Source organism: Methylobacterium sp. E-005 (assembly GCF_022829725.1).
GTDB lineage: Bacteria > Pseudomonadota > Alphaproteobacteria > Rhizobiales > Beijerinckiaceae > Methylobacterium.
The window spans coordinates 1-22,683 of record NZ_JAKSYG010000187.1 but is presented as its reverse complement, the minus strand read 5'-3'; the positions used below and the strand labels follow the sequence as shown (position 1 = coordinate 22,683).

At 66.9% G+C, this 22,683-nt stretch carries 21 protein-coding genes and 2 pseudogenes; 15 read left to right on the top strand and 8 right to left on the bottom strand.

The annotated features are described in order from the left end of the window. Positions 1-35: 35 nt before the first annotated feature. The 5 genes from MKK88_RS21125 to MKK88_RS21105 form a co-directional block, all read right to left on the bottom strand. Complete coding sequence (locus MKK88_RS21125; protein ID WP_244003169.1) at positions 36-1,520, bottom strand: amidase; 1,485 nt, start codon at positions 1,518-1,520, stop codon at positions 36-38. Then, positions 1,517-2,302: an ABC transporter permease gene (locus tag MKK88_RS21120; protein ID WP_244003167.1), complete on the bottom strand. Its 786-nt coding sequence runs from the start codon at positions 2,300-2,302 to the stop codon at positions 1,517-1,519. The genes MKK88_RS21125 and MKK88_RS21120 overlap by 4 nt, the downstream gene beginning before the upstream one ends. Then, positions 2,299-3,093: an ABC transporter ATP-binding protein gene (locus tag MKK88_RS21115; protein ID WP_244003165.1), complete on the bottom strand. Its 795-nt coding sequence runs from the start codon at positions 3,091-3,093 to the stop codon at positions 2,299-2,301. Before MKK88_RS21115 ends, MKK88_RS21120 begins: the two co-directional genes overlap by 4 nt. Then, positions 3,090-4,196 (bottom strand): ABC transporter substrate-binding protein, encoded by a 1,107-nt coding sequence (locus tag MKK88_RS21110; protein WP_244003164.1) that lies wholly within the window; start codon positions 4,194-4,196, stop codon positions 3,090-3,092. Before MKK88_RS21110 ends, MKK88_RS21115 begins: the two co-directional genes overlap by 4 nt. A gap of 207 nt (positions 4,197-4,403) precedes the next feature. Continuing rightward, the gene (locus MKK88_RS21105) at positions 4,404-4,796 is read right to left on the bottom strand and encodes a hypothetical protein (RefSeq protein WP_244003162.1); all 393 of its coding nucleotides are present in this window, start codon (positions 4,794-4,796) and stop codon (positions 4,404-4,406) included. Positions 4,797-4,884: 88 nt separating this feature from the next. Between MKK88_RS21105 and MKK88_RS21100 the strand changes: the two genes are divergently transcribed. From MKK88_RS21100 to MKK88_RS34125, 6 genes and pseudogenes are all read left to right on the top strand, one after another. Further along, on the top strand, positions 4,885-5,142 hold the full coding sequence (locus MKK88_RS21100) for a hypothetical protein (protein ID WP_244003160.1): 258 nt from the start codon (positions 4,885-4,887) through the stop codon (positions 5,140-5,142). Positions 5,143-5,488: 346 nt separating this feature from the next. Beyond that, positions 5,489-6,298, top strand: coding sequence for an EAL domain-containing protein (locus MKK88_RS21095; protein ID WP_244003158.1), 810 nt, complete (start codon positions 5,489-5,491; stop codon positions 6,296-6,298). A gap of 30 nt (positions 6,299-6,328) precedes the next feature. After that, positions 6,329-6,685, top strand: coding sequence for a hypothetical protein (locus MKK88_RS21090; RefSeq protein WP_244003156.1), 357 nt, complete (start codon positions 6,329-6,331; stop codon positions 6,683-6,685). Positions 6,686-6,696: 11 nt separating this feature from the next. Next, positions 6,697-7,983 carry a sensor domain-containing diguanylate cyclase gene (locus MKK88_RS21085; RefSeq protein WP_244003154.1) on the top strand — a complete coding sequence of 429 codons (1,287 nt, stop codon included), beginning with the start codon at positions 6,697-6,699 and terminating at the stop codon, positions 7,981-7,983. Between the two features lie 460 nt (positions 7,984-8,443). Then, on the top strand, positions 8,444-9,208 hold the full coding sequence (locus MKK88_RS21080; RefSeq protein ID WP_244003152.1) for a hypothetical protein: 765 nt from the start codon (positions 8,444-8,446) through the stop codon (positions 9,206-9,208). 395 nt (positions 9,209-9,603) lie between these two features. After that, positions 9,604-11,092 (top strand): annotated as a pseudogene (locus MKK88_RS34125) (DUF2252 domain-containing protein). A 25-nt stretch (positions 11,093-11,117) separates the two neighbouring features. Here the strand turns inward: MKK88_RS34125 and MKK88_RS21065 are convergent. Next, positions 11,118-14,168 carry a response regulator gene (locus MKK88_RS21065; protein WP_244003149.1) on the bottom strand — a complete coding sequence of 1,017 codons (3,051 nt, stop codon included), beginning with the start codon at positions 14,166-14,168 and terminating at the stop codon, positions 11,118-11,120. A 576-nt stretch (positions 14,169-14,744) separates the two neighbouring features. Here MKK88_RS21065 and MKK88_RS21060 point away from each other — a divergent pair. The 9 genes from MKK88_RS21060 to MKK88_RS21020 all read left to right on the top strand — a co-directional run bounded on the left by MKK88_RS21060 (position 14,745) and on the right by MKK88_RS21020 (position 21,410). Further along, on the top strand, positions 14,745-15,041 hold the full coding sequence (locus tag MKK88_RS21060) for a hypothetical protein (protein ID WP_244003147.1): 297 nt from the start codon (positions 14,745-14,747) through the stop codon (positions 15,039-15,041). A gap of 132 nt (positions 15,042-15,173) precedes the next feature. Then, complete coding sequence (locus tag MKK88_RS21055; protein ID WP_244003145.1) at positions 15,174-16,658, top strand: helix-turn-helix transcriptional regulator; 1,485 nt, start codon at positions 15,174-15,176, stop codon at positions 16,656-16,658. 160 nt (positions 16,659-16,818) lie between these two features. Continuing rightward, entirely contained in the window at positions 16,819-17,001 is a 183-nt protein-coding gene (locus MKK88_RS21050) for a hypothetical protein (RefSeq protein WP_244003143.1), read from the top strand. 222 nt (positions 17,002-17,223) lie between these two features. Then, a complete protein-coding gene (locus tag MKK88_RS21045) occupies positions 17,224-18,180 on the top strand; it encodes a PhnA-like protein (protein WP_409566689.1) in 957 nt (318 codons plus the stop codon). Positions 18,181-18,182: 2 nt separating this feature from the next. Then, complete coding sequence (locus MKK88_RS21040; protein WP_244003140.1) at positions 18,183-18,683, top strand: YsnF/AvaK domain-containing protein; 501 nt, start codon at positions 18,183-18,185, stop codon at positions 18,681-18,683. Further along, positions 18,680-19,597, top strand: a complete 918-nt coding sequence (locus MKK88_RS21035; RefSeq protein WP_244003137.1) for a YsnF/AvaK domain-containing protein — start codon at positions 18,680-18,682, stop codon at positions 19,595-19,597. Before MKK88_RS21040 ends, MKK88_RS21035 begins: the two co-directional genes overlap by 4 nt. 113 nt (positions 19,598-19,710) lie before the next feature. Beyond that, complete coding sequence (locus MKK88_RS21030) at positions 19,711-20,097, top strand: hypothetical protein (protein WP_244003136.1); 387 nt, start codon at positions 19,711-19,713, stop codon at positions 20,095-20,097. A gap of 49 nt (positions 20,098-20,146) precedes the next feature. Then, a complete protein-coding gene (locus tag MKK88_RS21025; RefSeq protein WP_244003134.1) occupies positions 20,147-20,842 on the top strand; it encodes a hypothetical protein in 696 nt (231 codons plus the stop codon). An 82-nt stretch (positions 20,843-20,924) separates the two neighbouring features. After that, positions 20,925-21,410 carry a YidB family protein gene (locus MKK88_RS21020; protein WP_244003132.1) on the top strand — a complete coding sequence of 162 codons (486 nt, stop codon included), beginning with the start codon at positions 20,925-20,927 and terminating at the stop codon, positions 21,408-21,410. A gap of 228 nt (positions 21,411-21,638) precedes the next feature. Here MKK88_RS21020 and MKK88_RS21015 read toward each other — a convergent pair. Continuing rightward, positions 21,639-22,550 (bottom strand): annotated as a pseudogene (locus MKK88_RS21015) (IS3 family transposase); the annotation flags it as partial. Continuing rightward, a partial coding sequence (locus MKK88_RS21010) for a GlsB/YeaQ/YmgE family stress response membrane protein (protein ID WP_244003179.1) occupies positions 22,529-22,683 on the bottom strand: 155 nt, incomplete at its 5' end. The pseudogene MKK88_RS21015 and the gene MKK88_RS21010, both read right to left, overlap by 22 nt.

Here is a 22,683-nt window from a genome sequence, read left to right as displayed (position 1 = left end):
GTAGAACCAGACCGCCGCGCGGGTGTGTTCGGCTATCACCGGCCGGGGGACGGCGCGAAGCGCGGCGGCGGCACGAAGGGATACAGACGCTCAAGCTCGGCTGCGAAAGCGAGCGTCGTGCGGTCTTCCAGATGCGGCCCGATCACCTGAATGCCGATCGGCAGGTGACCATCGAAGCCGATTGGAACCGCCGTCGCCGGCAGTGATGGCAGCGTCGCCAGACCGGCCCAGAAGAGCTGGTCGTTATAGTCGACCGGGTGTCCATTGATCTGCAGGACGCGCTCCTCACGGGGCCGCGCCTCGTCGATCGGGAAGGCGGCGCAGACCGTGACGGGGGCGAGGAGAACATCGTAGCGTTCGAAGAAGGCGGCCCAGTCCCGCTTCAGCGCGGCACGGCGCTCCTCGGCCAGGATCCAGTTGCGGTGGTGCTGCGCGTGCGCTTGCGCCATCCGCGCCACGTAGGGCGTCGCGTTCGTGCCCGGTTCCGTGACGCGCAGGACGGCCTCCTCGAACACCGCCTGCGGGAGGCGGCCCGACGCCGATCCGCGCAGCAGCTGGAGATAGGTCGCGTGATGCGCGGCGTGATCGTCGAAGGGGAGCGCATCGGCCGTCACCCGGGCACCCAGGCCCGCGAGGCGCTCGGCCAGGGTCCGGATCGCGGCCCGGACCGGCTCGTCCACCTCGGCGATGGGCGAGTCGGTCACGTAGGCCACCCGGAATTCGGCAAGGCGCGTCGCCCGCGGCGCCGGGAGGTCCAGGCGCCAGGCCTTGGCGGCCGGCCCCGCCGGTCCCGCGATGACGTCGAGCGCGCAGCCGAGATCGGCCACAGTCCGGGCGAGCGGGCCGCTTACTACGAGGTCATTGTCGAGGAGGCTCGTCCCGCGCTCGTTGCCGGCGACGGGCACGATGCCCGGGGTCGGCTTGTGGCCGTAGACCCCGCAGAAATGGGCCGGGAAGCGGATCGACCCGCCGGCGTCGCTCCCGAGTTCGAGGGGCACGAGCCCCGCGGCCAGAGCCGCGCTCGACCCGCCGGACGAGCCGCCCGGTGTGCGTTCGCGATCCCAGGGATTGCGCGTCGTGCCGTAGATCGCGTTGTAGCTCTGCCAGTCGAGGGCGTTGATCGGCACGTTGGTCTTGCCGAAGATGATCGCGCCGGCCGCAAGCAGCCGCTCGACGATGACGGCGCCGTGCGGCGGGATCGCCCCGGCCAGGGCGGGATCGCCGTACGTGGTCGGCCAGCCGGCGACGTTGTTCGTCTCCTTCACGGTCATCGGGAGTCCGTGGAGCGGCCCCCAATCCTCGCCCCGGGCCAAAGCCGCGTCGGCTTGGTCGGCGCGGTCCCGCGCGGCCGGAAGGTCGGTGTAGACGATCGCGTTGATCTCGGGATTGAGCCGCGCCACGCGCGCGAGCTGGAATTCGAGCAGCGCGCGCGCCGTGAACTCCCGCGCCTTCAGGCGGCGCACCAGTTCGATGGCCGACGCGAAAGCGAGCGCCTCCGGCAGCGTTGCATCTCGGTTCATGCGCGCTCTCCTCGCGTGGATGGATCCGGTGCCCGTTCCCAGAACACGATCCGCCTCTGGGCGAAGTGCACGAGCGCGCTTCCCACGATGCCAAACCCAGCGAGCAACAGAACGCCCGCGAACATGGTGGCGACGTTCATGTTCACCGTCGCGGAGCCGATCAGGTAGCCGACCCCCTTCTCGGCGGCGACGAACTCGCCGACGATCGCGCCGATCAGCGCCAGCACGATCCCGATTTCAAGGCCCGCGAAGATCGCCCCGGCGGCCGCTGGAAGCTTCACGTGCAGGAAGATCCACCAGGCCGGCCGGGAGAATGACCGGGCCATGTCGATGAGTTCGGGGTCGGTCCGGCGGATGCCCGCGATCGTGTTCACGAGGAGCGGGAAGAAGCAGATCAGCGCGACCAGCACGACCTTGGAGGCGAGCCCGAAGCCGAACCAGACGAGAATCAGCGGTGCGAGCGCGACCTTCGGCATCGCCTGGATCGCCACGATGTAGGGGAAGACGAAGCGCTCGAAGGTCCGGCTCTCGGCCACCAGGACGCCGATCGCGACGGCCGCGATCGAGCCGATGCCGTAGCCGAGGAGCGTCGAGGTCAGGGTGAACTGAATGTGGGGCCCGTACTCGCCGCTGACGAGCCCGGTCCACAGCGCCCGACCGACCGAGACCGGATCCGGCAGCAGGTAGCTCGGCAGCCCGCCCGGTCCGGTGACGTAGGCCCAGAGAGCCAGTACCAGGGCCAGCGTGATCAGAGGCGGGACGGTGTTGCGCAGGAGGGTCATGCGGCGCGGGCTCCGGGCCGGGCCGCCTCGTCGAACAACCGGCGGAGTTCAAGCGCGAGGGTCCCGAACTGCGCGCCGCTGAGCGTCTCAAGGGTGCGCGGCCGAGGCAGGGGCACCGGCATGTCGGCGAGGATGCGGCCAGGCCGCCCCGCAAGCACGACGACCCGGTCGGCCAGGAACAGCGCCTCGGGGATCGAGTGGGTGACGAACAGGGCCGTGCGGCGCTCCTCCATCCAGAGCCGCTGCAGCTCCAGGGAGAGGTGCTCCCGTGTCATCGCGTCCAGGGCCGAGAAGGGCTCGTCGAGCAGCAGGAGGCGCGGATCGTGCAGGAGCATCCGGGCCAGCCCGACCCGCTGCGCCATGCCGCCGGAGAGCTGGCCCGGATAGAGTTTCACGCTGTCGGAGAGGCCGACGGTCGCCAGCAACGCGTCGGCACGCGCGACCTCGCGCGCGGAGGCCGCACGCGCGAAGCCGGCCGGCAGCAGGACGTTGTCGCGCACGTTCCGCCACGGCAAGAGCATCGGCTTCTGGAACACCATGCCGACGTCCCGGCGCGGGCCGGTCACTGGCGTGCCGTCGATCCGGATGGTCCCGCCCTGCGGCCGGATCAGGCCGGACAGGAGCTTCAGCACCGTGGACTTGCCGCCGCCCGACGGCCCGAGGATCGCCACGAAGGCCCCCTCCTCCACCGACAGCGATAGGTTCTCTAGGACAGGGGCTCCCGCCGACCCGCCATAGGCGAAGCGGACAGCATCGAGGCGGACATGGTCGGACCCGGGCGCGGCCGTCATTGCAGCGCCCGCGCCTGCGCTTCGAGGGCCGCGCGGTTGAACCGTGCGAAGCCCGGCACGAGAGCGTTCGAGAAATAGGCGGCCAGGGGTAGGTCGGCCGTCGCGAACTCGCCGTAGCGATGCATCTCACGGACATAGGCGGCGATGATCGTGAGATCGTAGGCACCTGGGACGCGGGCGGCACCGGCCTCGTCCCGCATCACCGGCTCGATCCACCGCCTGAGTAGCCGGGTGCTCGCCTCCAAGGCGTTGTCGCGGTCCGCCTGCGGCGCCACGGACGGATTCTTGCGCCAGAACGCCTCGATGCAGGCTTTCGGGTTCAGATCGCAGACGGCGAGCGCTTTCGTCCAGGCACGCCCGAAGCGCTCGAGTAGCGAAGGATTCTGCTCCAGCGTCGACCGGTGCGCGAGGAACCCGTTGACGACCATGCGCCGGAACACGGGCGGATAATCCAGCCGGCGCGCCGGAATGCCCTGGTCCTCCATGATGTCGATCCAGGAGCTGTTGAAGTTGAGCGCCTGGACCCGGTCCTCCCGCAACGCATGAAAGCCGGCTCCGAGCACCCCGGCCGCCACGATGCTGACATCCCGTCCGGGCTCCAGGCCGACCGAGCGCATCAGAGCGCGCGTCTGGGGGATCGTGCCCCAGGTCAGGGCGCCGACGCCAATCCGCTTGCCCTTCAGGTCGGCGAGGCTGCGGATGTCGGAATCGGCCCGGACGGCAAGTTCGAGCGTGTTGCGAGGCCCGGCATTGTAGAAATAGGCGACCGGCAGCGGCGGCTCGCCGGCCTTGTGTGCGGCGAGCAGGGTCTCGGGCAGCGGCAGGGCGATCGTGATGGTCTTCTGCAGCAACTGCGGCAGCAACGCGCCGGCCCCGGGAAGAACGACGTAGGCGACGTCCAGGCCTTCCTGCTTAAAGAACCCGAGTTCCTCGGCGATCGCCTGAACACTGCCGTCGGTGACCGTCGGCGGTATGGCGAGGCCGACCTTGACGCTGTCGAGGGCATGGGCCGGCGCCGGAAGGCAGAGATTCAGGGCGACCGTCGCAAGAGCCGCTCGGAGCCCCGGTGAGGCGCTGAGGCGCGTCCAAAATCGAGATGTCACAAGCACGTATACCTTACTGTTTGTCGAGATCGACTAGCATATACGAAATAAACCTTCGCCGATGAGGAAATTGATTTCATTTGCGGCCTTTTTCATAGCTTATCCGTCCATTTTTTGGACAAATATTGCCGTATCCGTTCCAGTGTCGGTACGGATCGCAGGCGATCAGTGGTGCCGGACAGCCGAGGCAGGACGCGCCGTGCGCCGTCACTGTGCGGCCTCCGGCAGGATCACGCCGAAGCAGTCCGGCAGCATGCCGAGGTTGACCGGATCGAGCGCAGGCGGGAGGCCCTTGCCGCCCTCGCCCAGCGCGCCGGTGAATTTGACGGCGCGCGGCACGCCATTGGTCACCTCGATCCGGGCGTTCGGATCCATGCGGATCAGCCGCTCGATGGCCTGGCCAGCGGCCGACCGGGGCTCGAACGCGTGGCCTGCACCGAATGCGGTCTGCGCAACCGGCTCCGGCAGTTCGACGTTCCCGGGGAACACATTGACACGGGCGCCGAGGTGCGACCGGTAGAAGGCCGGGCGCCACAGCACCGCCCGCACCGCGGGGAACACAGCCGCGGTCGGGACCTCCAGGGGCTTCGTCGGCAGCACGCTCGGCGCCGATCCCTCACGAATTGCGCGGGCGTTCTCGTACTTATTCCGGGGGGTGTCGCCCCTGCTGGACGGAACGCGCTTCAGCATGGACGGGATTTTCGGCAGTGGGTTGCGGTCGGGCTTCGCCAACACGAGCCACGTGCCTGCCTACTATCCGATCAACCTGGGTGTGACGCGCGATGTGCAACTGGTGCCGGGCTGGAAGCCTGCGCAGCTGCGGCTCGACGTAGTCAATCTGACTGACAAGATCTACCAGATACGCGACGGTACCGGGCTCGGCGTGTTCGCCGCGCAGTACGGGCAACGCCGCGGAGTGTTCGCCGGCATAGCCCAGGCATTTTAGCTTGGTGTGGATGCTCCTGACGAAATCAGATGGCCATCGCTTGCCGATTCGACGTCCGCTTCGTCGATCTCTCACCCGGAAACGGACCGGCGGAAACTCACCCATCTGAGACGCTCAGGCAGGCGGTCTGAAGCGGCTAATGGCCGAAAGCTGCCGCTCCGCTTCGGTGAACATCGAACGGCAAAGCACACAGGCCGTTACCGACCTGACTCCGACGTACAGCCGTGCGAGTGCGCCCGGAAAACGATCCTTCGCTCGAGTCTTCATTCGCGTCGGAAATTCACGTCAGCGAAACCGTCAAGCTGTTAGCTGTGTCCGATCAAAGCCGATATGAGAAGCCTGAGCTATGAAAAGGGGATGCCAGGGTTGCCAGGCTGGTGAGCCGCTGCCCTTTGAGTTCACAATGGCGTTCCATCCCATCCTCGACCTCCAACGACATGGCGTGTGGGGCTATGAGGCGTTAGTCAGGGGCGTCTCGGGTCAGGGCGCCGGCCAGATTCTCGCGATGGTCGATGAGGCAAACCGCTACAAATTCGATCAGGCCTGTCGTGTGAAGGCGATTGAACTAGCGAGCTCCCTGTTCGTCGAACCAGATACCCGTCTGTCCATCAACTTCATGCCCAACGCCGTCTATGAGCCATCCGCATGCATCCGGGCGACGCTGGAGGCGGCGCGTCGAGTCGGCTTCGCACACCAGCAGATCATGTTCGAGTTCACCGAGAACGAGCGCATGGCCGATGTCGCTCACGTCCAGCGCATCATCACCGAATATCGCAAGCAGGGCTTTGCCACCGCCCTCGACGATTTCGGTGCAGGGTACGCCGGGCTCAACCTGCTAGCGAGCTTTCAGCCTGACTTCATAAAGCTCGACATGGAGCTGATCCGCGGCATCGGAGCGTCGCATGCTCGCCAGACCATCGTCGTGGGTGTGGTTGCGATCGCACGTCAGCTCGGCATCGCGGTAATCGCCGAGGGCGTGGAGACAGAAAACGAGCTCGACACTTTGCGTGCGGCCGGCATTCACCTGTTCCAGGGCTACCTCTTTGCTAAGCCTGCCGTGGCGAGTTTGCCGGCTACTTGGCTCCCGCAGCGAGGCTCCACTGGATTAAGAACGGAGACTGGTGTGGATGCTGAGCTTGGCATGAGCGCCGCCTGAGCATCCCCGGACCGACATGCGAGGCCTGCTGTGCTCACTTTCGAAGCCATCTCTCTCGATATGCTCCTCACCCTTGAGGCGGATCGGCTCGACGTCCTGCCGTTCGGGGTGGTCGGACTGTCATCGGCGGGCATCGTCGAGATTTACAACGCCACAGAAGCGCAGCTGGCTGGTCTCCAACGGGAGACCGTCCTCGGCACGCACTACTTCTCCTTGACCGCGCAGTGCATGAACAACTTCATGGTGGCGCAGCGCTTCGAGGACGAGGCGGAGATCGACGCGATCATCGACTATGTGCTCACCCTCCGCATGCGCCCCACGCCCGTGCGGTTGCGGCTGCTGAAGGCGCCGCAGACCGATCGCCGCTACATCCTCATCCAACGCTGAGCGAGGCCGCCGTGACGACTGACCTCGAAGCCGAGAATGCGGCCCTGCTGCAGTTCCTCTACGCCTGCCCGGCCGGTCTCGTGGAGTTCTCGGCGGCTGGTGCCATTGGCATGGTCAACCCGGCCGCGATGGGCCTTCTCATGCCGATCGCGGGGCGTCCGTTCGTTATCAACCTGTTCGACGTCATGGACGGCTGCGCGCCGGAACTGCGCAACATGATCCACATCTTCGCACCACCGCAGGGGACAGTCTGTGACGGCCACCGCATCGTGACCGGACGCGGGGAGCGGTCCACCATCTTGGCCTGCACCATCGTGAAGCTCACCGAGGATCGCTACGTCGCGACCCTTTCCGATGTAACCGAGCAGGTCGCCCGCGAGCGGCGGTTGAAGCAAGCCGAGACATGGTTTGCCTCCCTGCTCGACGGCGTCGATGATGTCGCTGTGCTCTCGCTGGACGCGAATGGCTGCGTTGACGCGGTCACGCCCTCTGCGACGCGCCAGACCGGTTTCACGGAAGCCGAACTCCTCGGCAGACCCTTTGAATGGTTCGACCGCCCGGACCGCGCCACGGCGATGCCGCTGCCCGGTGAGGCGATCGCCGTGGCGCGACGGGACGGCTGGTACCTTCACGAGGGCTGGCACGCCCTGGCCGACGGTGGGCGCTACTGGTGCCAGCGGCTGGTTGCCGTGCGCAACGAGCCAGCGGGGGCCGCTGCGGGATACACCCTGGTCATACGAGCGGTGACCCGCCAAGGGCGTGACACGGCCGATTTGCGCAGGATGCTGACGCGCGACCATCTGACGGGTGCAAGCAACCGGGCCCACTTCTTCGAGACGGCGGAACGCCAACTTGTACGGGCACTCCGGGATGCGGGATCGTTGGCTCTCGTGGTCCTCGATGTCGATCACTTCAAGCGTGTGAACGACGAGCACGGGCATGCGGCAGGTGACGTGGTGCTGCGGGAAGTCGCGCGCCGCTGCGAAACGGAGCTGCGTCCTGAGGACATCTTCGCCCGTTTGGGGGGCGAGGAGTTCGTGGTGCTCCTGCCAGAGATCTCGCTTATGAAGGCCTCTGCCGTCGCCGAACGCTTGCGCACCTCGCTCGCGAGTGAGCCGATCGTTGCGGGCGGGATCGAGCTGCGCATCACCGCGAGCTTTGGCTGCTCTGCGTTGGATACGGATCCGGCCGCATCCCTAGCTGATCTGCTCGCGGCCGCGGACAACGCACTGTACAATGCCAAGCGTTCGGGCCGCGACCGGGTTGAGTTGTCACACCCAGATCAGGCCGCGGCCTGAACGCTGGTCATCCCGTGATGCTGTCCCAAAGCGCCCTCGCTACCGTTCTACAAAGTCTTCTCACCGCTGAACTCCTAGTTGCGCGCGGCCGCGGGAATCCTGCCGCACGTCTACCGACGCACCTGCCCCCTGCATGGAATGAGACCACGCAAATCAGCTCTGGAGCGGGAGAGGGGCTGGGCTGCGACTCGCTGGAGCGGTTGTGGTTGGCCTCGGCCGTGAACGAGATGTTCCACCTCCACGAGGCGGGTGGTGAGGATGGGCTGTTTGCGGACACCACGTTCGGGGCCTGGATCAAGCAAGTCGAGGCCGCCTGGCGGTCCGGTGTCGCTTCGGTCACCTTCACAACTCGGGCACGAGTGGGCGACCGAAGCGCTACGCGCACACGGCCGATGCTCTACGCACGGAGATCGCGTTCCTAGGTGAGCTGTTCCGGAACAGGCGACGCGTCGTCTCCCTTGTGCCCACCCACCATGCCTACGGGTTTCTGTTCGCCGCTCTCCTGCCCGATGCGCTCGGCGTCGACCATGTCGACGCGACGAAGCTTGGCGCTGCTGAGATCGCTCGCAGCCTCGCGCCGGGGGATCTCGTCGTCACGTTTCCCGACCGCTGGCGCTGGCTGGAGCGCTCGCTGCCCAACTGGCCGGAGGACGTCGCTGGCGTGGTCTCGACCGCCCCGTGTCCGCGAGACTTGATTGCTGCGCTCTGCGAACGCGGCTTGGCGGCAATGACAGAGGTGTACGGCTCGTCAGAGACGGCCGGCGTGGCTGTGCGCCGCTGGCCGGAGTTCTCGTATAGCCTCATGCCACACTGGCATTTCGTCGAACCGGTCAGCGAGGATGCCCCAGAGATCGACCATCGATCTGGACGGCGCATCTGGTTGCCGGACCGCATCCGGCGACTAGACGGGGGTCGGTTTGAGCTAGCGGGCCGCCTGGATGGTGCCGTACAAGTCGGCGGCATCAACGTGTACCCCGATCGGGTCGCGGCGCGCCTCCGTGATCGGCCCGGCGTTAAGGACGCAACGGTGCGTCTGATGCGCCCGGAGGAGGGCGTCCGCCTGAAAGCCTTTATCGTACCCGAGGTGGGGGTTGATATAACCGCGTTGCGGGCGGAACTTTTTGCATGGATTGACAGCGATTTGCCGACCGTGGAGCGACCGACGGCACTCTCATTTGGACCTCGTTTTCCGACGGGCATGATGGGCAAAAGCGCCGATTGGTAAAGAGCGCAGAGCGGTCATACTGGTAGTCTGACCTGTAATCCCGACTTCGTCCGGCACCATGAATACGCTCGCAAACTCTGAGGTCTGCTGGGCGCCGCCATGTCTGTTTACAGCGGTCTGCCCAGCGTGTTTCCATGACCGCCGCACGCGCAATTTGGCCGAGCGGATCTGGCCGCAAGTGGAAGGGCTGCTTCCGGACAGAAAGGATGACGAAGCGGACTAACGGTCTTGCTTATGAAGCTCGCCACCTAGATTGAGGGTAGTCATGAAGCAGGCGATAGGCCTAGTCAGGCAAAGCTAGCTCAGGCGGGGTATGCGATTAAGTCCACGTTGAGCGGACGGGTTTATTCCTTGGTCGGACCGTTGGTACGGTTTGAAGCAGTCGGACGGGGTCGATGGAATGGTCAGCGCATCCCACGGATACCTCGGGGGCCGATCAGCATGAGGCGGTAATCGAAGCTGCCGAGGAGGCGGTCCTCGAACCCCTCGCAGACTTCCCACACGTCGACCTGCGCTCGGGCGTGGAGCCGTGGGAGAAACGTCGCACCGCCGGCAAGATCCTGCGCCTGGAACTGCCGCATTCAGCTCATGCCGTGCTCGATCACGTCCGCGATCGACCCGACCCGGTCGCGCTCATCGGGGCAGCCCACGAGGGTCGACAGTTACATCTGATGCCGCTGCGAATCGCCCGCATGGCGTCCTCGCCGTTCGCCTTCCTGCGCGGGGCTGCTCAGGTCATGGCGTGGGACCTCGCGCAGGGAGCGCGCGGCGCCATCGACGTGGTCATGAACGGCGATGCCCATATCTCGAACTCTGGCCTGTTCGGCTCACCCCAGGGCGAGGTGGTGCTCGACCTCAACGACTTCGACGAGGTCACGGTCGGGCCGTGGGAGTGGGACCTGAAGCGCCTGTGCGCGAGCATCGAGGTCGCCGCGCGGGATGCCGATGTCCCTCCGGCCGAACGGCGGCAGGCGGTACTGAGCGCGGTGGTGGGTTACCAGCACACGATGGACGACCTCGCCCCGCGCGGTTCGCCCGACGTCTGGCAGCGCGCGGCGCGCGCCGAGGACTTCGCCTTCGCCGGCATTGAGATCGACGCGCGTTCGCAGGCCGTGGTACGCAAAGCCGTCGAGAAGGCACGGCGGAAGAACAACACGAGCTTGCTCGACCGGGTGGGGGAGCGGCGCACGGACGGCGGCTGGCACTTCCGCGAGGAAGCGCCGATCCTCGTCCGCGTCGATGAGGCGTCGCGCGAGGCCGTCATAACCGGGCTGGAGCGTTACGCCGAGACGCTGCCGCGCGAGCGGCGGTTCATGATCAGCCGCTACCACGTGGTCGATGTCGCACACCGCGTCGTCGGCGTCGGCAGCGTCGGCACCCGTGCCTACGTAGCGCTGTTGTGCGGCAACTCGAATCAGGACGCGCTTTTCCTACAGGTCAAGGAAGCCGTACGACCGGCCCACGCGCCGTACCTGCGTGGCATGCCCAAGCCCTATGCCGATCATGAAGGCGAGCGCGTGATCTACGGCCAGCGCCTGCTGCAGGCTGTGGGCGATCCGCTGCTGGACGAACATCGAAGGTCGGCCGTTCTACGTGCGGCAGATGAAGAACATGAAGGGCGAGATTCCAGTCGCCCGCATGACGGGCCGGTCGCTCCTGTACTTCTCGCACGCCTACGGCGCCCTGCTCGCCAAGGCCCATGCGCGGACTGGGGATGCGGCAGCGATCGCGGGGTATTGCGGTCATGACAGCCGCGCCGACCTGCGGGAGGCCCTGGCCGATTGGGCGATGGCCTACGGCGATCGGAACGAGGCAGACTATCAGGCGTTCCGGACGGCCATCGCGGTGGGCAGGCTCCGGGCAGCCGACGATCCGCATCTTTGATCCGGTGGATGAGCCGACGAGCCGATCACTCGTACGACGTTGTCCCGGACCCGTCGGCTTGAACCGACTCTAGTCCACCGTGCTGCTGCTCGGCGGGATCAGCTCCGTAGAGCGTCCTCAGCAGCGCCGAGAGGTCGGAGAAGGACAACCCGGCCTTCTGCACCACGCGGTCGGCCTGCCCGGCCAACTGCCGGAAGTCGTCCGCAGTGACGTCCTTGGCCGTCAGCACGACGACGGGGATGTCGTACCATTCCGGGCGGGTGCGCAGCAGGCGCAGGAAGCCGAAGCCGTCGAGTTCCGGCATCATTAGGTCGAGCAGGATCAGCCGCGGCCGGTGCTCACCGACCGCCGCCAATCCGGCTCGGCCGTCCGCCGCCGTGACCACCTGCCAGCCCTCCCGGGTCAGCTGCGATGCCGTCAGCGCGCGCAGGTCGGCGTCGTCGTCCACGACCAGCACCGGCCCGTCGTGGGGCTTCGGCCGGAACCGCTCCATCGCCTCCTTCAGCTGCGCCCAGTCGACCGGCTTCTGCAGGTAGTCGGTCGCCCCGAGCGAGAACGCGAGGTTCTGCTCGTCGAGCACCGTGACCATGATCACCGGCAGATCGCCGAGCTCCGGGTCGGCGCGCAGGGTGCGCAGCACGGCCCATCCGTCCATGCGCGGCATGGTCACGTCCAGCAGGATCGCGCGCGGACGCCGTATGCGTGCCTGCTCGAGCCCGGCCATTCCGTCACCCGCCGTCGCGACGTGGAAGCCTTCCTTGGCCAGGAAGCGCGCGAGCAGGTCGCGGGTAGCCTGATCGTCGTCGATGACCAGGACCTCGCTGCCCGCTATCGGCTCGGTCGATGGTTGCGGCGTCCGCGGGGATCTCACCGGCGCCTGTCTCTCCTCGCCCTCCGCCACGCTCGCCAGCAGCGTCAGGGTGAAGGTCGTGCCGGCGCCCTCGCGGCTCTCGACCGCGATGTCGCCGCCCAGCATGTGCGCGAACGCCCGGGTGATCGCCAATCCAAGCCCCGTGCCGCCGAAGCGTCGCGTCGTCGAGGCGTCGGCCTGGCTGAAGCGCTGGAACAGGCGTGACGTCTGCTCCTCGCTCATGCCGATGCCGGTGTCGGCCACCGCGAACACCAGCCGATCACCCTCGGCGTCCGTCTGCCGGCGTGCCGACAGCATGATTTGCCCGCCTTCCGTGAACTTGGCCGCGTTGCTCAGCAGGTTGATCAGGCACTGGCGCAGCTTGGTCGCGTCCGTGTACGCGCCGCCGAGCCCGTCCGCGATGTCGAGGACCAGGGCGTTGCCCTTCTTCTCCACCAGAGCTTCCACCGTGGCGGCGACGTCGCGCACGGTTGCGGCGACGTCGAGGCTCTCGGGATAAACTTCCATGCGCTCGGCCTCGATCTTGGACAGATCGAGCACGTCGTTGATCAACCCGAGCAAGTGGCGCGCGTTCGCCTCGATCTTCTTCATGTCGGGCAGCAGGTCCGCCTGGCCGGCGTCCTCCATCTCCTCCTGCAGCATCTCCGAGTAGCCGATCACTGCCGACAGCGGAGTGCGCAGCTCGTGGCTCATGTTGGCCAGGAACTCGGACTTGGCGCGGTTGGCCTCCTCGGCGGCCTCCTTTGCCGCCGCCAGGACGTGCTCGGAACGCTTGCGCGCGTCGATGTCGGATACCACCACGACGGCACCGCTAAGCGCGCCTTCGACATCCCGCATCGGCGCGCCGGCGAAGCCGACCCAGGCGCGGGCACCATCGCCACGCTGATAGTCAACCTCCAGCTCGGACTGCGGCTCGCCCGCGCGCACCACCTGGATCAGCGGCCACTCGCTCGGCTCGACCGACCGGCCATCCTCGTGGAAGCCGACCCAGCGCACCGGTCCCTCGCCGGGCTGCGCGGGCAGTACCCCGTGACCGAGGATCCTCTCGGCGCGGGCGTTGTGGCCGGTGATCCGTCCGGACGGCGCCTCTGCGATGAGAACGCCCACCGGCAGTGTGTCGAGCACGGTTCGCAGCAGCGCCTCGCCCGCGCGGACCTGGGCCTCGGATAGGACGGCCGTGGTCACGTCCGCCACGACGAGGCCGACGCCGGTGGCCACCGCCGACCCTTCATCCTGGCTCAGCGGGTAGAAGCTCATGCGGAAGTGGCGCATCCCGCCCGGCGCGCTCTCGCTCGGCACGCTAACCGGCACGTCGGCGCTGACGAGGCCGTGGTCGCGCGCCGACTCCAGCAGCGGGGTGAGCTGTTCTTCCAGCCTTGGGAGTAGCGTCCAGATCGGTGCGCCGAGATCTGCGCCGAAGCCTCGCTCGCTCATCGTCGCCAGCGCGCGGTTCATGTGACGGATGTTGAACCCGCCGTCGAGGAAGCCGAGCCCGACCGGGGCATTGGCGAGCACGCCCTCGAACAGCCCGCTGCTGCGCTGGCTCTCGCGGCGGCGAACCATCGCGAGGCGGGCCAGCAGCACGATCGCGAAGGTCGCGCACAGCAGGCTGAACGCCGACAGAGCGCTGTAGCGCAGGCTATCGCGGCGGTCGTTCTCCGCCAACGCTTCTCCGGCGGATCGGTTGGCCGTCGCGGTGGCGGCACGAATCGCGTCCATCAGGCGCTTACCCGCGCCGGTCTCGATCAATGCTTCCGCGCCGTCGAACCCCTGGTCACGCCGCGCGGTCACGACCCGGTCGGAGAACACCGTCTCATCGCCGATCAGCTTGCGCACGGGGCCGAGTGCCGCTGTCGCAGGATCGGAGGAGCCACCGTCGAGGGTGTCGAGGAAGGCGCTCTCGCCGGGGATGCGGCCCAGCGCATCGGTATAGGGTTCGAGGTACTCGGGCTTGCCGGTGAGCGCGTAGCCGCGCATGCCGGTCTCCAGATCCTTCATCGTCGAGAGCAGGCGCTCGCTGTGACTGATCAGCTCCCTGCGCTGCAGCCGTTCGCGACGGGCGGCATCGCCGGCGACGAAGTTCCAACCGACCGCCGTCAAGGCCAGGGCGAGCAGGGCGTAGGCGAGCGGCGAACTGGGCAGCCCGGCGAGCGGACGCGCGCCTCGCAAGCCTGAGCGCTGGATCAGGGGATGGGTGTCGGGCATGCGAGCTACCTGCGCCCTCCACGATCGGGCATCGGCAAGTCGTAGCCGGGTTCACACCTTAAGCGCGAGCCCTGGCTTCGAGTTCGAACTCGCAACCAAAGGGCTTTGCGGCGGAAGCGATCACAGCGTCTCTTCGTACCTCGTACGGTCGCGTATAACCATGTTTCTAGGTCTGGCTGAAACCGACCCGTCTGTTTCGAAGCCGTTTTGTCGGGAAAGTCGGACGACCTCCTACCGACCCGACCCTGCCGCCATGACCGTTGACAGCCCGCCGGCAATACGGCCGTTCGGCAAATTCAGCCTGGGGTAGAAACCTCACCCCGCTATTTCGCCCCAAAGCGAGCGCGGAGTGCAGCGTTCCAATAGGGCAAGCTCCAGGGAACGGCTGCGCTGGAATTCGAGCTTAAAACCTCGCGAAACGCCACGTTCTGGAACAAGTGCGTCGCGTGCGCTAGAAAGGCTGCGCCCGCCTTTGAGCAGTGGGACAGGATTTTAGAATTTTTCGAGAGCATGTCGCGGCTAACGCGATGTTAACCACATTGGCTGTGCACTGGGAGGTGTCCGGAGGGACTAGCTATGCGCCACATCCATGTCGTGCCGGGTCTGCGCCTGCGGTTCGCTGGCCGTGACAAGACTTTCAACGAAGGTGTGGAAATTGGTCTCCTCGCAGCTCAACTCGCATCCGGCATAGCTGAGTTCACGATGATCTTGGCCGCCAGTACACTGGACCAGGCGCGTATGCTGGCGACGAATATGGGCTACCGCCTCCATGTCACGACGATGGATGAAGACACGGTCGAAGTCATGTTCCTCACCGGAAGCCGCCGACCCAAACTGCAACTAGTGTCCAATAAACTTCTCGCCCAATCATAGGTGTAGTTCCGCCGCCTGAGATCCGCTCGGCTAGCCCATCGAGAGCGATCGGCCAGGTCAGGAATGCGCAGACGCGGCAGTCTGAGCTTTTCCTCGCATTCGAGCGTTGGCGCTTCGGATGGAGATACGCCGATGTCCGATGCAGCTCATCACATACAGATGCAGCAGATTGTGGCCGGGCTGTCCGAGGGCGTGATCCTGATCGAGCCGGATCAGACCATCGCCTATGCGAACGCCGCCGCCGTGATGATGCATGGGGTTGTGGATGCTGGTGACCTCGGCGCCACCGTGTCCGAGTACCGCGCGAACTTCACGCTGCACTACCGCAATCATCGAGAGATTGGCCCGCTGCAGCACCCCCTCGACCGGGTGCTCGCCGGCGAGGTGTTCCGCGACGTCGTGGTCGAGCTGGTCCCGACCCGAGACCCCTCACACAGGTGGATGCACCGCATCCGCAGCCTGGTGACCACTGATGTGGACGGCACACCCAGCGGCCTCGCCCTGGTGATGCAGGATGTGAGCGAGCGCTACCAGGCCGAGGCCCGGTTCGAGCGGATGTTCAACGCCAACCCGGCCCCGGCAATCATCTGCCGGATCGCCGATCTGCGCTTCGTGCGGGTCAACCATGGCTTCCTCGACCTGACCGGCTACCATCGCGACGATGTACTAGGCCGTACGTTCTGCGAGATCGATCTGCTGCGCGAGGCCGAGCGGCGCGAGATGGCGATCCATCGCCTGCATGAAGGCCGCACCATCCCGCAAATGGAGGCTCAGCTCGCCACGCCGTGTGGCCGAGGCCGCTACGTCATCGTGGCTGGACATGCGATCGAGATGCCGGGCCCGGGCGGCGTCGAGCCGTGCATGCTGTTCACCTTCGCCGACCTGGAGGATCGCCGGAAGGCCGAGATGGCACTGCGCCATAGCGAGGAGCGCTTCGCCAAGGCGTTCGATCTCTCGCCGGTGCCGAGCGCGTTGATGGATGCGGACGGCCTGGAGATCACCAGCGTCAACCAGGCCTTCGCCACCACCTTCGGGTACGCCCCTGAGACCAAAGATGGCCAGTCGCTCGCCGACTTCGCGCTCTGGGTCGACTGTGCCGAGCAACGCAAGTTCTCCCGCGACTTGAGGCGGCTCGGCAGCGTGCGCGGCTTCGAGGCCGTGCTGCAAGATGCAGCGGGCGCGGAGATCGACTGCCTCGTCTCGGCTGAGCGGGTGAGCATCAACGGCGAGGCGTGCGTGCTGTGCGTCCTGCAGGACATCACCAGTCGCAAGCGCTCGGAGCAAGAACTGATCACTGCCATCGAGGCGGTGATGGCGGACGCGTCGTGGTTCAGCCACGGGGTGATCGACAAGTTGGCGACCCTGCGTCACCCGTCACGCTCCGTCCGGCCATCGGTCGACATCGGGAACCTGACGATCCGCGAGCGGGACATGCTCACGCGGATCTGCCAGGGCGCCTCCGACCACGAGATCGGGACCGAGCTGAAGCTCTCGCCGAACACGGTGCGCAACCACGTCTCCAGCCTGTACCGCAAGCTCGGGGTCAACCGCCGCAGCGCGGTGGTGGTGTGGGCGCAGGAGCGCGGCATCGGGCCGAACACGCGGCACCGGCGCTGAGGCCGAAAAACCGTGACAGAACTACCAAGCCGATTTGGTACAAATGTACTTTATGTAAATCGTCGGAACTTCGAGTAGATCACCTCATTACGCAGTGGTAGCTCTGTTCACGCGAGCATCTCGGAAGATCATCCCGGCGGGTTGATATGAGGAGATCCGTGTGGCCGGGCGTCGGAAGGTGCTCTCGCCCGACCATGCCCGGGCGCTGATCAAGGAAGCCATCGGCATCATTGAGGGTGACCGTGCGATCCAGGCGGAAGCCGCCGCCGAGATCGCCGCCATCGAAGCCGCACACATGTCGTCGACCCCCGAGCCGAGATCGAAGCGCTCGACGCGGCCGTGATGCTGGAGCGCGAGCAGACACACGGGCGGCAACCAGTTCGGTCAGCCCGGCGTCGCGGGGCTGAACCCCCGCAGACTTGCTAGTCGCCGTCGTCGGCGCGGTGGTCGGGCTGCGCTCGACTACGCCCTGGTCGGCCGCCGCCGGGTGCTCTGAGCCCAGCCAAACTCATTTCCGCCGACCTCGGCCGAAAATCGAACCACACGAACCTTGAGAGTACCGAGCATGGCGTTATCACCCGATACCACACGTCCGGCCTACGACCGCGACATCCCCACCGCCAGCGCGGTCTCCCCCGCGGAGGACATGCGCACGATGGCGCTGCATTCCATCTCCTGGGGCGCGGTGTTCGCCGGCGCGGTGATCGCGCTGGTCGCCCAGGTCATCCTCAACATGGTCGGGCTCGGCATAGGCCTCTCGACCGTCGACCCGGCGGGCAACGGCACCCCGACCGCCAGCAGCCTGTCCTCGGGTGCCGGGATCTGGTTCGTGATCTCCGGCATCCTCGCCTCCGCCGCCGGAGGCTGGCTCGCCGGGCGCCTCTCGGGCAAGCCGGCCAACACCACCACCGCCTATCACGGTCTGATCGCCTGGGCGGTCTCGACCTTGGTCGTTGTCTATTTGCTCTCGTCGGCAGTCAGCGGTGTCGTCAGCGGCGCGTCAAGCGCGGTGTCGAGCACGCTGGGCGGCGCCGGCAACCTGATCGGCGGCTCGGTGAAGACCGCTGCGCAGGCTGCCGCCCCGTCGCTACCTGGCATGGACAACCCGTTCTCGAACATCGAGGGCCAAGTCCGCAACGGCACCGGCAACGACCCGGAGACCCTGAAGAACGCTGCCGTCAGCGCGATGCGCGCGGCGGTGACCGGTGACGCTGCACAGCAGAAGGACGCGCAGGAGAAGGCCGCTCAGGCGCTCGCCAAGGCACAGAACATCCCGGTCGACCAGGCGCGGACCCAGGTCGCCCAATACGTGCAGCAGTTCAACGACGCGACAGCCAAGGCCAAGGAGCAGACCAAGCAGGCGGCCGATGCCGCCGCGCGGGTCGGCTCGCAGGGCGCGCTCTACGGCGCCTTGGCTCTGATCCTCGGCGCTCTGGCGGCCTTCTTCGCGGGCCGCGGCGCCGCCGTCGATCCGGTGGTGAGCCGCACCGGCGTCGCCCCCACGACCCAGCGTCGGATCTGACCATGAGCGATCCCGCCGCCAGCCAGACTAAGCCTTCACGGACGCAGGGCGTAGAGGCGGCGGAGGTTGCCGTCGGTGAGACCCTGACGATCCCGGTGGTCGTGGAGACCGCCCGCATCGACAAGCGGGTGGTGGAGACCGGGCGAGTGCGGGTCTCGACCCGCACCGAGAATGTCGATCAGGTCCTGCGCGAGAGCCTGCGCAGCGACATGGTCGCGGTCACCCGGGTGGCGATCAACCGAACGCTGCCGGAGGGCGAGGTGCCCCCGGTGGTCCGTGAGGAGGACGAGGTGACGATCATCCCCGTACTCGAAGAGATCCTCGTCGTCGAGAAGCGCCTCGTCTTGAAGGAAGAGCTGCACATCCGTCGAAGCTCAACGGATGAGGATGTCGAGGTCCCGGTGACGCTGCGCAGGCAGCACGCCGTGGTCGAACGCGTGAGCCCGGACGGCCACGCCAGCGAGCAGATGAATCCCCCTTCAACCCAGGAGACAACACCATGACGCAGACGATCACCGCGCTGTTCGATCGCCCGGCCGAGGCCCAGGCCGCGCAAGCCAAGCTCGTGGCCGCCGGCATCCCGCAGTCCGCGATCAAGCTCGTGCAGGGCGCGCAGACGGCACGCACGAGCGGGTCGTACGACTACCGCAAGGACGAGGGTGGCTTCTGGGGCTCGCTCAAGGACTTCTTCATGCCCGAGGAGGACCGCTACGCCTACAGTGAGGGTCTGAGCCGCGGCGGCACCCTGCTGACCGCGAGCGTCGAGCCGACGCAGACCGAGACGGCCTACGACATCCTCGAGCAGAACGGCTCGGTCGACCTCGACCAGCGCGAGACCACGTGGCGCAAGGAGGGCTGGAGCGGGTACTCGGCGACGGGTGGCACGACTGCAGCCAGCTCGGTCATGGACACAACGGCAACCGGAACAGCGACGGGAACCTCTGCTACGGGCGGCGCAGCTCTGAAGGGTGCCGGCACGACAGGCGAGACGGATTACATCCCGGTCGTCGAGGAGCGCCTCAATGTCGGTAAGCGCGTGGCTGAGAGCGGCCGGGTGCGGGTGCGCTCGTACGTGGTCGAGAAGCCGGTCGAGGAGCAGGTCACCCTGCGCGACGAGACCGTCCACGTCGATCGGCGTGCGGTCGACCGGCCGGTGACGGCGGCCGACGAGGCCTTGTTCGCGAGCAAGACCATCGAGGCGACCGAGCTGCGCGAGCAGGCGGTGGTGTCGAAGGAGGCCCGCGTGGTCGAGGAGGTCGGCATCCGCAAGGACGCGGGTCAGCGTACTGAGACTGTCACCGACAAGGTACGCCACACCGAGGTCGAGGTCGAGGACGAGCGCGGCAACGTCAGCCGCACCGGCACGACCGGCACCGCGACGACCGGGACCACTCCGGGCGCCCGCAAGCCGGTCTGATCGACATGAACGGCGCTGCTTGGAGCCTGGATGCTCCGGGCAGCGCACCGTGTCGAGATCCGCGTTCGGATCAGCCGGTCCCTCCAGCACAACCAGACAAACAGGCCCCCGCCATGTCCCTGAACCGCTCGATCCTTGTTCTGTTACCGCTGCTCGCGGCAGCGCCTGCACTGGCGCAGACAACCGTCACCGGGCAGCCGGCGACAGATGGCGCCTCCAGCGCGACCTCCGGCGGGCAGAACGCCGTGACCCGGCCGAACACCGATCACGCCCATGACGACAGGCCCGCGGCCACCGGCACCGGGGCGAACGTCAAGCTGGAGCAGGGCGCCAACAGCTTCACTGAGGGTGAGGTTCGCCGCCGCCTCGAGCGGGCCGGCTACCACGAGGTCAAGGATCTCAAAAAGGACGGCGACGGTATCTGGCACGCCAGCGCGATGGCGGACGGCAAGCCTGCCAGCGTCGGCCTCGACTTCAAGGGCAACGTCGCTGTCCAGTAGCCGGTCCTCTCGCTCGATCTGTCCCGCTCGAACATCTCGGAGTCATGTCATGCCCACGCAGACCCTCTCAGCCCTGTACGACCGCTACGACGACGCTGCGGCGGCGGTGACCAACTTGGAGGCGGCCGGCGTGCCGCACTCAGATATCAGCCTCGTCAGCAACAAGGCGGAGACCGGCACCGCCGGGACGGGCGAGACGGCGGACCATGCCGCCACCGGCGCGGGTACCGGCGCGACGCTCGGCACGATCCTGGGCGGCGGCGCGGGCCTCCTCGCGGGCCTCGGGCTGATGGCCATTCCGGGCGTCGGTCCGGTCGTGGCCGCAGGCTGGCTTGTGGCGACGCTGACCGGTGCAGGCATCGGTGCCGCAGCGGGTGGTTTGACCGGCTCGTTGACCGGCGCCGGCGTGAGCGAGACCGATGCGCATGCCTACGCCGAGGGCGTGCGCCGGGGCGGATCGCTGCTGACCGTAAGGGCGGATGAGGCCCACGCCGGTGTGGCCACGCGCATCCTGGAGGAGCACGGCGCCGTCGACCTCGACGCGCGTGCGCAGGGTTGGGAGAGCGAGGGCTGGAGCAGCAAGACGGCGGGCGAGCCGCAAAGCGATACCTCGACCCTGATCGGCTCGAACGCAGCCGCAGGCTCGATTGTGCGTGCGGACGATGCGGCCAGCGCTCCCGTGACTAGCACGGACACGCGGACGTCCGGTGCCCGCCGGGTACGTGTCTACAATCACCCGGTCTAATTATCGGGATCCACCCGCCAGAGCGGCCTCGTCAGCGACCAGTACGATCACCCGGCCTGCGACCGCATCAGGAGGACACTTCATGGGCCTACTCGACAGCATCATCGGCAGCATGGTCGAGGGCAACGCCGGTCAGCAGCAGGGCGCCGGAGCCAATCCCCTTGTGGGCGTCCTGATGAGCCTTCTGGCCGCCCGGGCCGGGGGCGGTGGTCTCGGCGGCATGCTCGGCAATGCAGGCGGCAGTCTCGGCGGCAGCCAGGGTGGGCTCGATGGTATTCTCGGGGGCGGTGGCGCGGCCGGTGGGCTCGGTGCCCTGGTCGAGCAGTTCACCCAGGCCGGACACGGAGGGGCGATCAAATCATGGATCGGCAACAGCCAGAACCAAGCGATCGCACCGCATGATCTCGGAGCGGCGCTCAGTCCGGAAACGGTGGGGCAGCTCTCGCAGCAGACAGGAATGGGCAGCTCCGACCTGCTGTCGCAGCTCTCGCAAATGTTGCCCGGTGTGGTCGACCAGCTTACCCCGCAAGGCCGGATGCCGACTGAGCAGGAGCGCGCACACTGGTAGCGCTCGCCGCGCGGCTCCCACGATCAAGACGAGCGTTACCGTCTAAGCTGTATCACCGCCAACGTGCCCGTCGACGGATCCTAACGCTCGCCTTGTCGACGGCCGGTAGTGCCCCGTACGGCCTCGTCACGGCGATCGATCCGGGCGTGCTCGACGTCCTTTCAAGGCAGGCCGGCCTCTTACACGACACACTCTGGCCTGCCCCTATTTGGTGGCCCAGGTTCGAAGTTAGTGCATCGTCGGTCGGGTGACGATGTCAGGGCGAGCGAGCAGCGCTGAGCTGCTTGGTTCTGTTGGCCAGACGATGACCTCCGGCGCGGGCGGCTGGTAGCCCAACGACGAGTGCGGTCGGATACTGTTGTAGTGCCTCCGCCATTGCTCGATCACGACGCTGGCTTCCCTGAGGGTGTAGAACACTTCGCCGTTGAGAAGTTCGTCTCGCAGCTTCGCGTTAAAGCTTTCGCAGAACCCATTCTCCCACGGACTGCCCGGTTCGATGTAGGCGGTTTGCGAGCCAACCGCTGCGATCCAATCTCGGACAGCTTTTGCGATGAACTCCGGACCATTGTCCGAGCGGATACGACCGGGCACACCGCGCAGGCTGAACAGGTCCGAGAGTACGTCGATCACGTCGAGTGCCTTCAGCTTGCGGGATACGCGGATGGCCAGACACTCGCGCGTGAACTCGTCGATGACGTTCAGCATCCGGTACTTGCGCCCGTTGTGGGTGCGGTGCTCGACGAAGTCGTAGGACCAGACGTGGTCGGGACGCTCCGGCCGTAGCCGCACGCACGAGCCGTCGTTGAGCCAGAGGCGCGACCGCTTCGGCTGGCGAGCGGGAACCTTGAGGCCCTCGCGGCGCCAGATCCGTTCGACGCGCTTCACGTTGACCGTCCAGCCGTCACGCCGGAGCATCGCAGTGATCCGACGGTAGCCGTAGCGCCCATACTGGAGCGCCAAGGCGATGATGGCGTCCGTCAGAGCGGCCTCGTCCTCGACCGGGACGGCGACCTTACGCTGGGTCGAACGATGTTGGCCCAGGACACGGCAAGCGAACCGTTCCGACACGCCGTGCTCGACAACGACGTAGTCGACACAGGCCCGGCGGCGAGCCGGGCTCAGAAGTTTCCCCTGACCAGCACGATGACAGCGCCGACGACGGCGACGAGCAGGCTGTAGAGGTTGAAACCCGAGACGCCGGGCTCGCCGAACTGGTTGAACAGGAAACCGCCGACGACGGCGCCGACGACCCCGAGCAGGATGTCGACGACGA

Coding starts and splice junctions, on each gene's coding strand:
- MKK88_RS21125 (WP_244003169.1), bottom strand. CDS start 1,520: ATGAACCGAGATGCAACGCTGCCGGAGGCGCTCGCTTTCGCGTCGGCC.
- MKK88_RS21120 (WP_244003167.1), bottom strand. CDS start 2,302: ATGACCCTCCTGCGCAACACCGTCCCGCCTCTGATCACGCTGGCCCTG.
- MKK88_RS21115 (WP_244003165.1), bottom strand. CDS start 3,093: ATGACGGCCGCGCCCGGGTCCGACCATGTCCGCCTCGATGCTGTCCGC.
- MKK88_RS21100 (WP_244003160.1), top strand. CDS start 4,885: ATGGACGGGATTTTCGGCAGTGGGTTGCGGTCGGGCTTCGCCAACACG.
- MKK88_RS21095 (WP_244003158.1), top strand. CDS start 5,489: ATGAAAAGGGGATGCCAGGGTTGCCAGGCTGGTGAGCCGCTGCCCTTT.
- MKK88_RS21065 (WP_244003149.1), bottom strand. CDS start 14,168: ATGCCCGACACCCATCCCCTGATCCAGCGCTCAGGCTTGCGAGGCGCG.
- MKK88_RS21060 (WP_244003147.1), top strand. CDS start 14,745: ATGCGCCACATCCATGTCGTGCCGGGTCTGCGCCTGCGGTTCGCTGGC.
- MKK88_RS21055 (WP_244003145.1), top strand. CDS start 15,174: ATGTCCGATGCAGCTCATCACATACAGATGCAGCAGATTGTGGCCGGG.
- MKK88_RS21045 (WP_409566689.1), top strand. CDS start 17,224: ATGGCGTTATCACCCGATACCACACGTCCGGCCTACGACCGCGACATC.
- MKK88_RS21040 (WP_244003140.1), top strand. CDS start 18,183: ATGAGCGATCCCGCCGCCAGCCAGACTAAGCCTTCACGGACGCAGGGC.
- MKK88_RS21035 (WP_244003137.1), top strand. CDS start 18,680: ATGACGCAGACGATCACCGCGCTGTTCGATCGCCCGGCCGAGGCCCAG.
- MKK88_RS21030 (WP_244003136.1), top strand. CDS start 19,711: ATGTCCCTGAACCGCTCGATCCTTGTTCTGTTACCGCTGCTCGCGGCA.
- MKK88_RS21025 (WP_244003134.1), top strand. CDS start 20,147: ATGCCCACGCAGACCCTCTCAGCCCTGTACGACCGCTACGACGACGCT.
- MKK88_RS21020 (WP_244003132.1), top strand. CDS start 20,925: ATGGGCCTACTCGACAGCATCATCGGCAGCATGGTCGAGGGCAACGCC.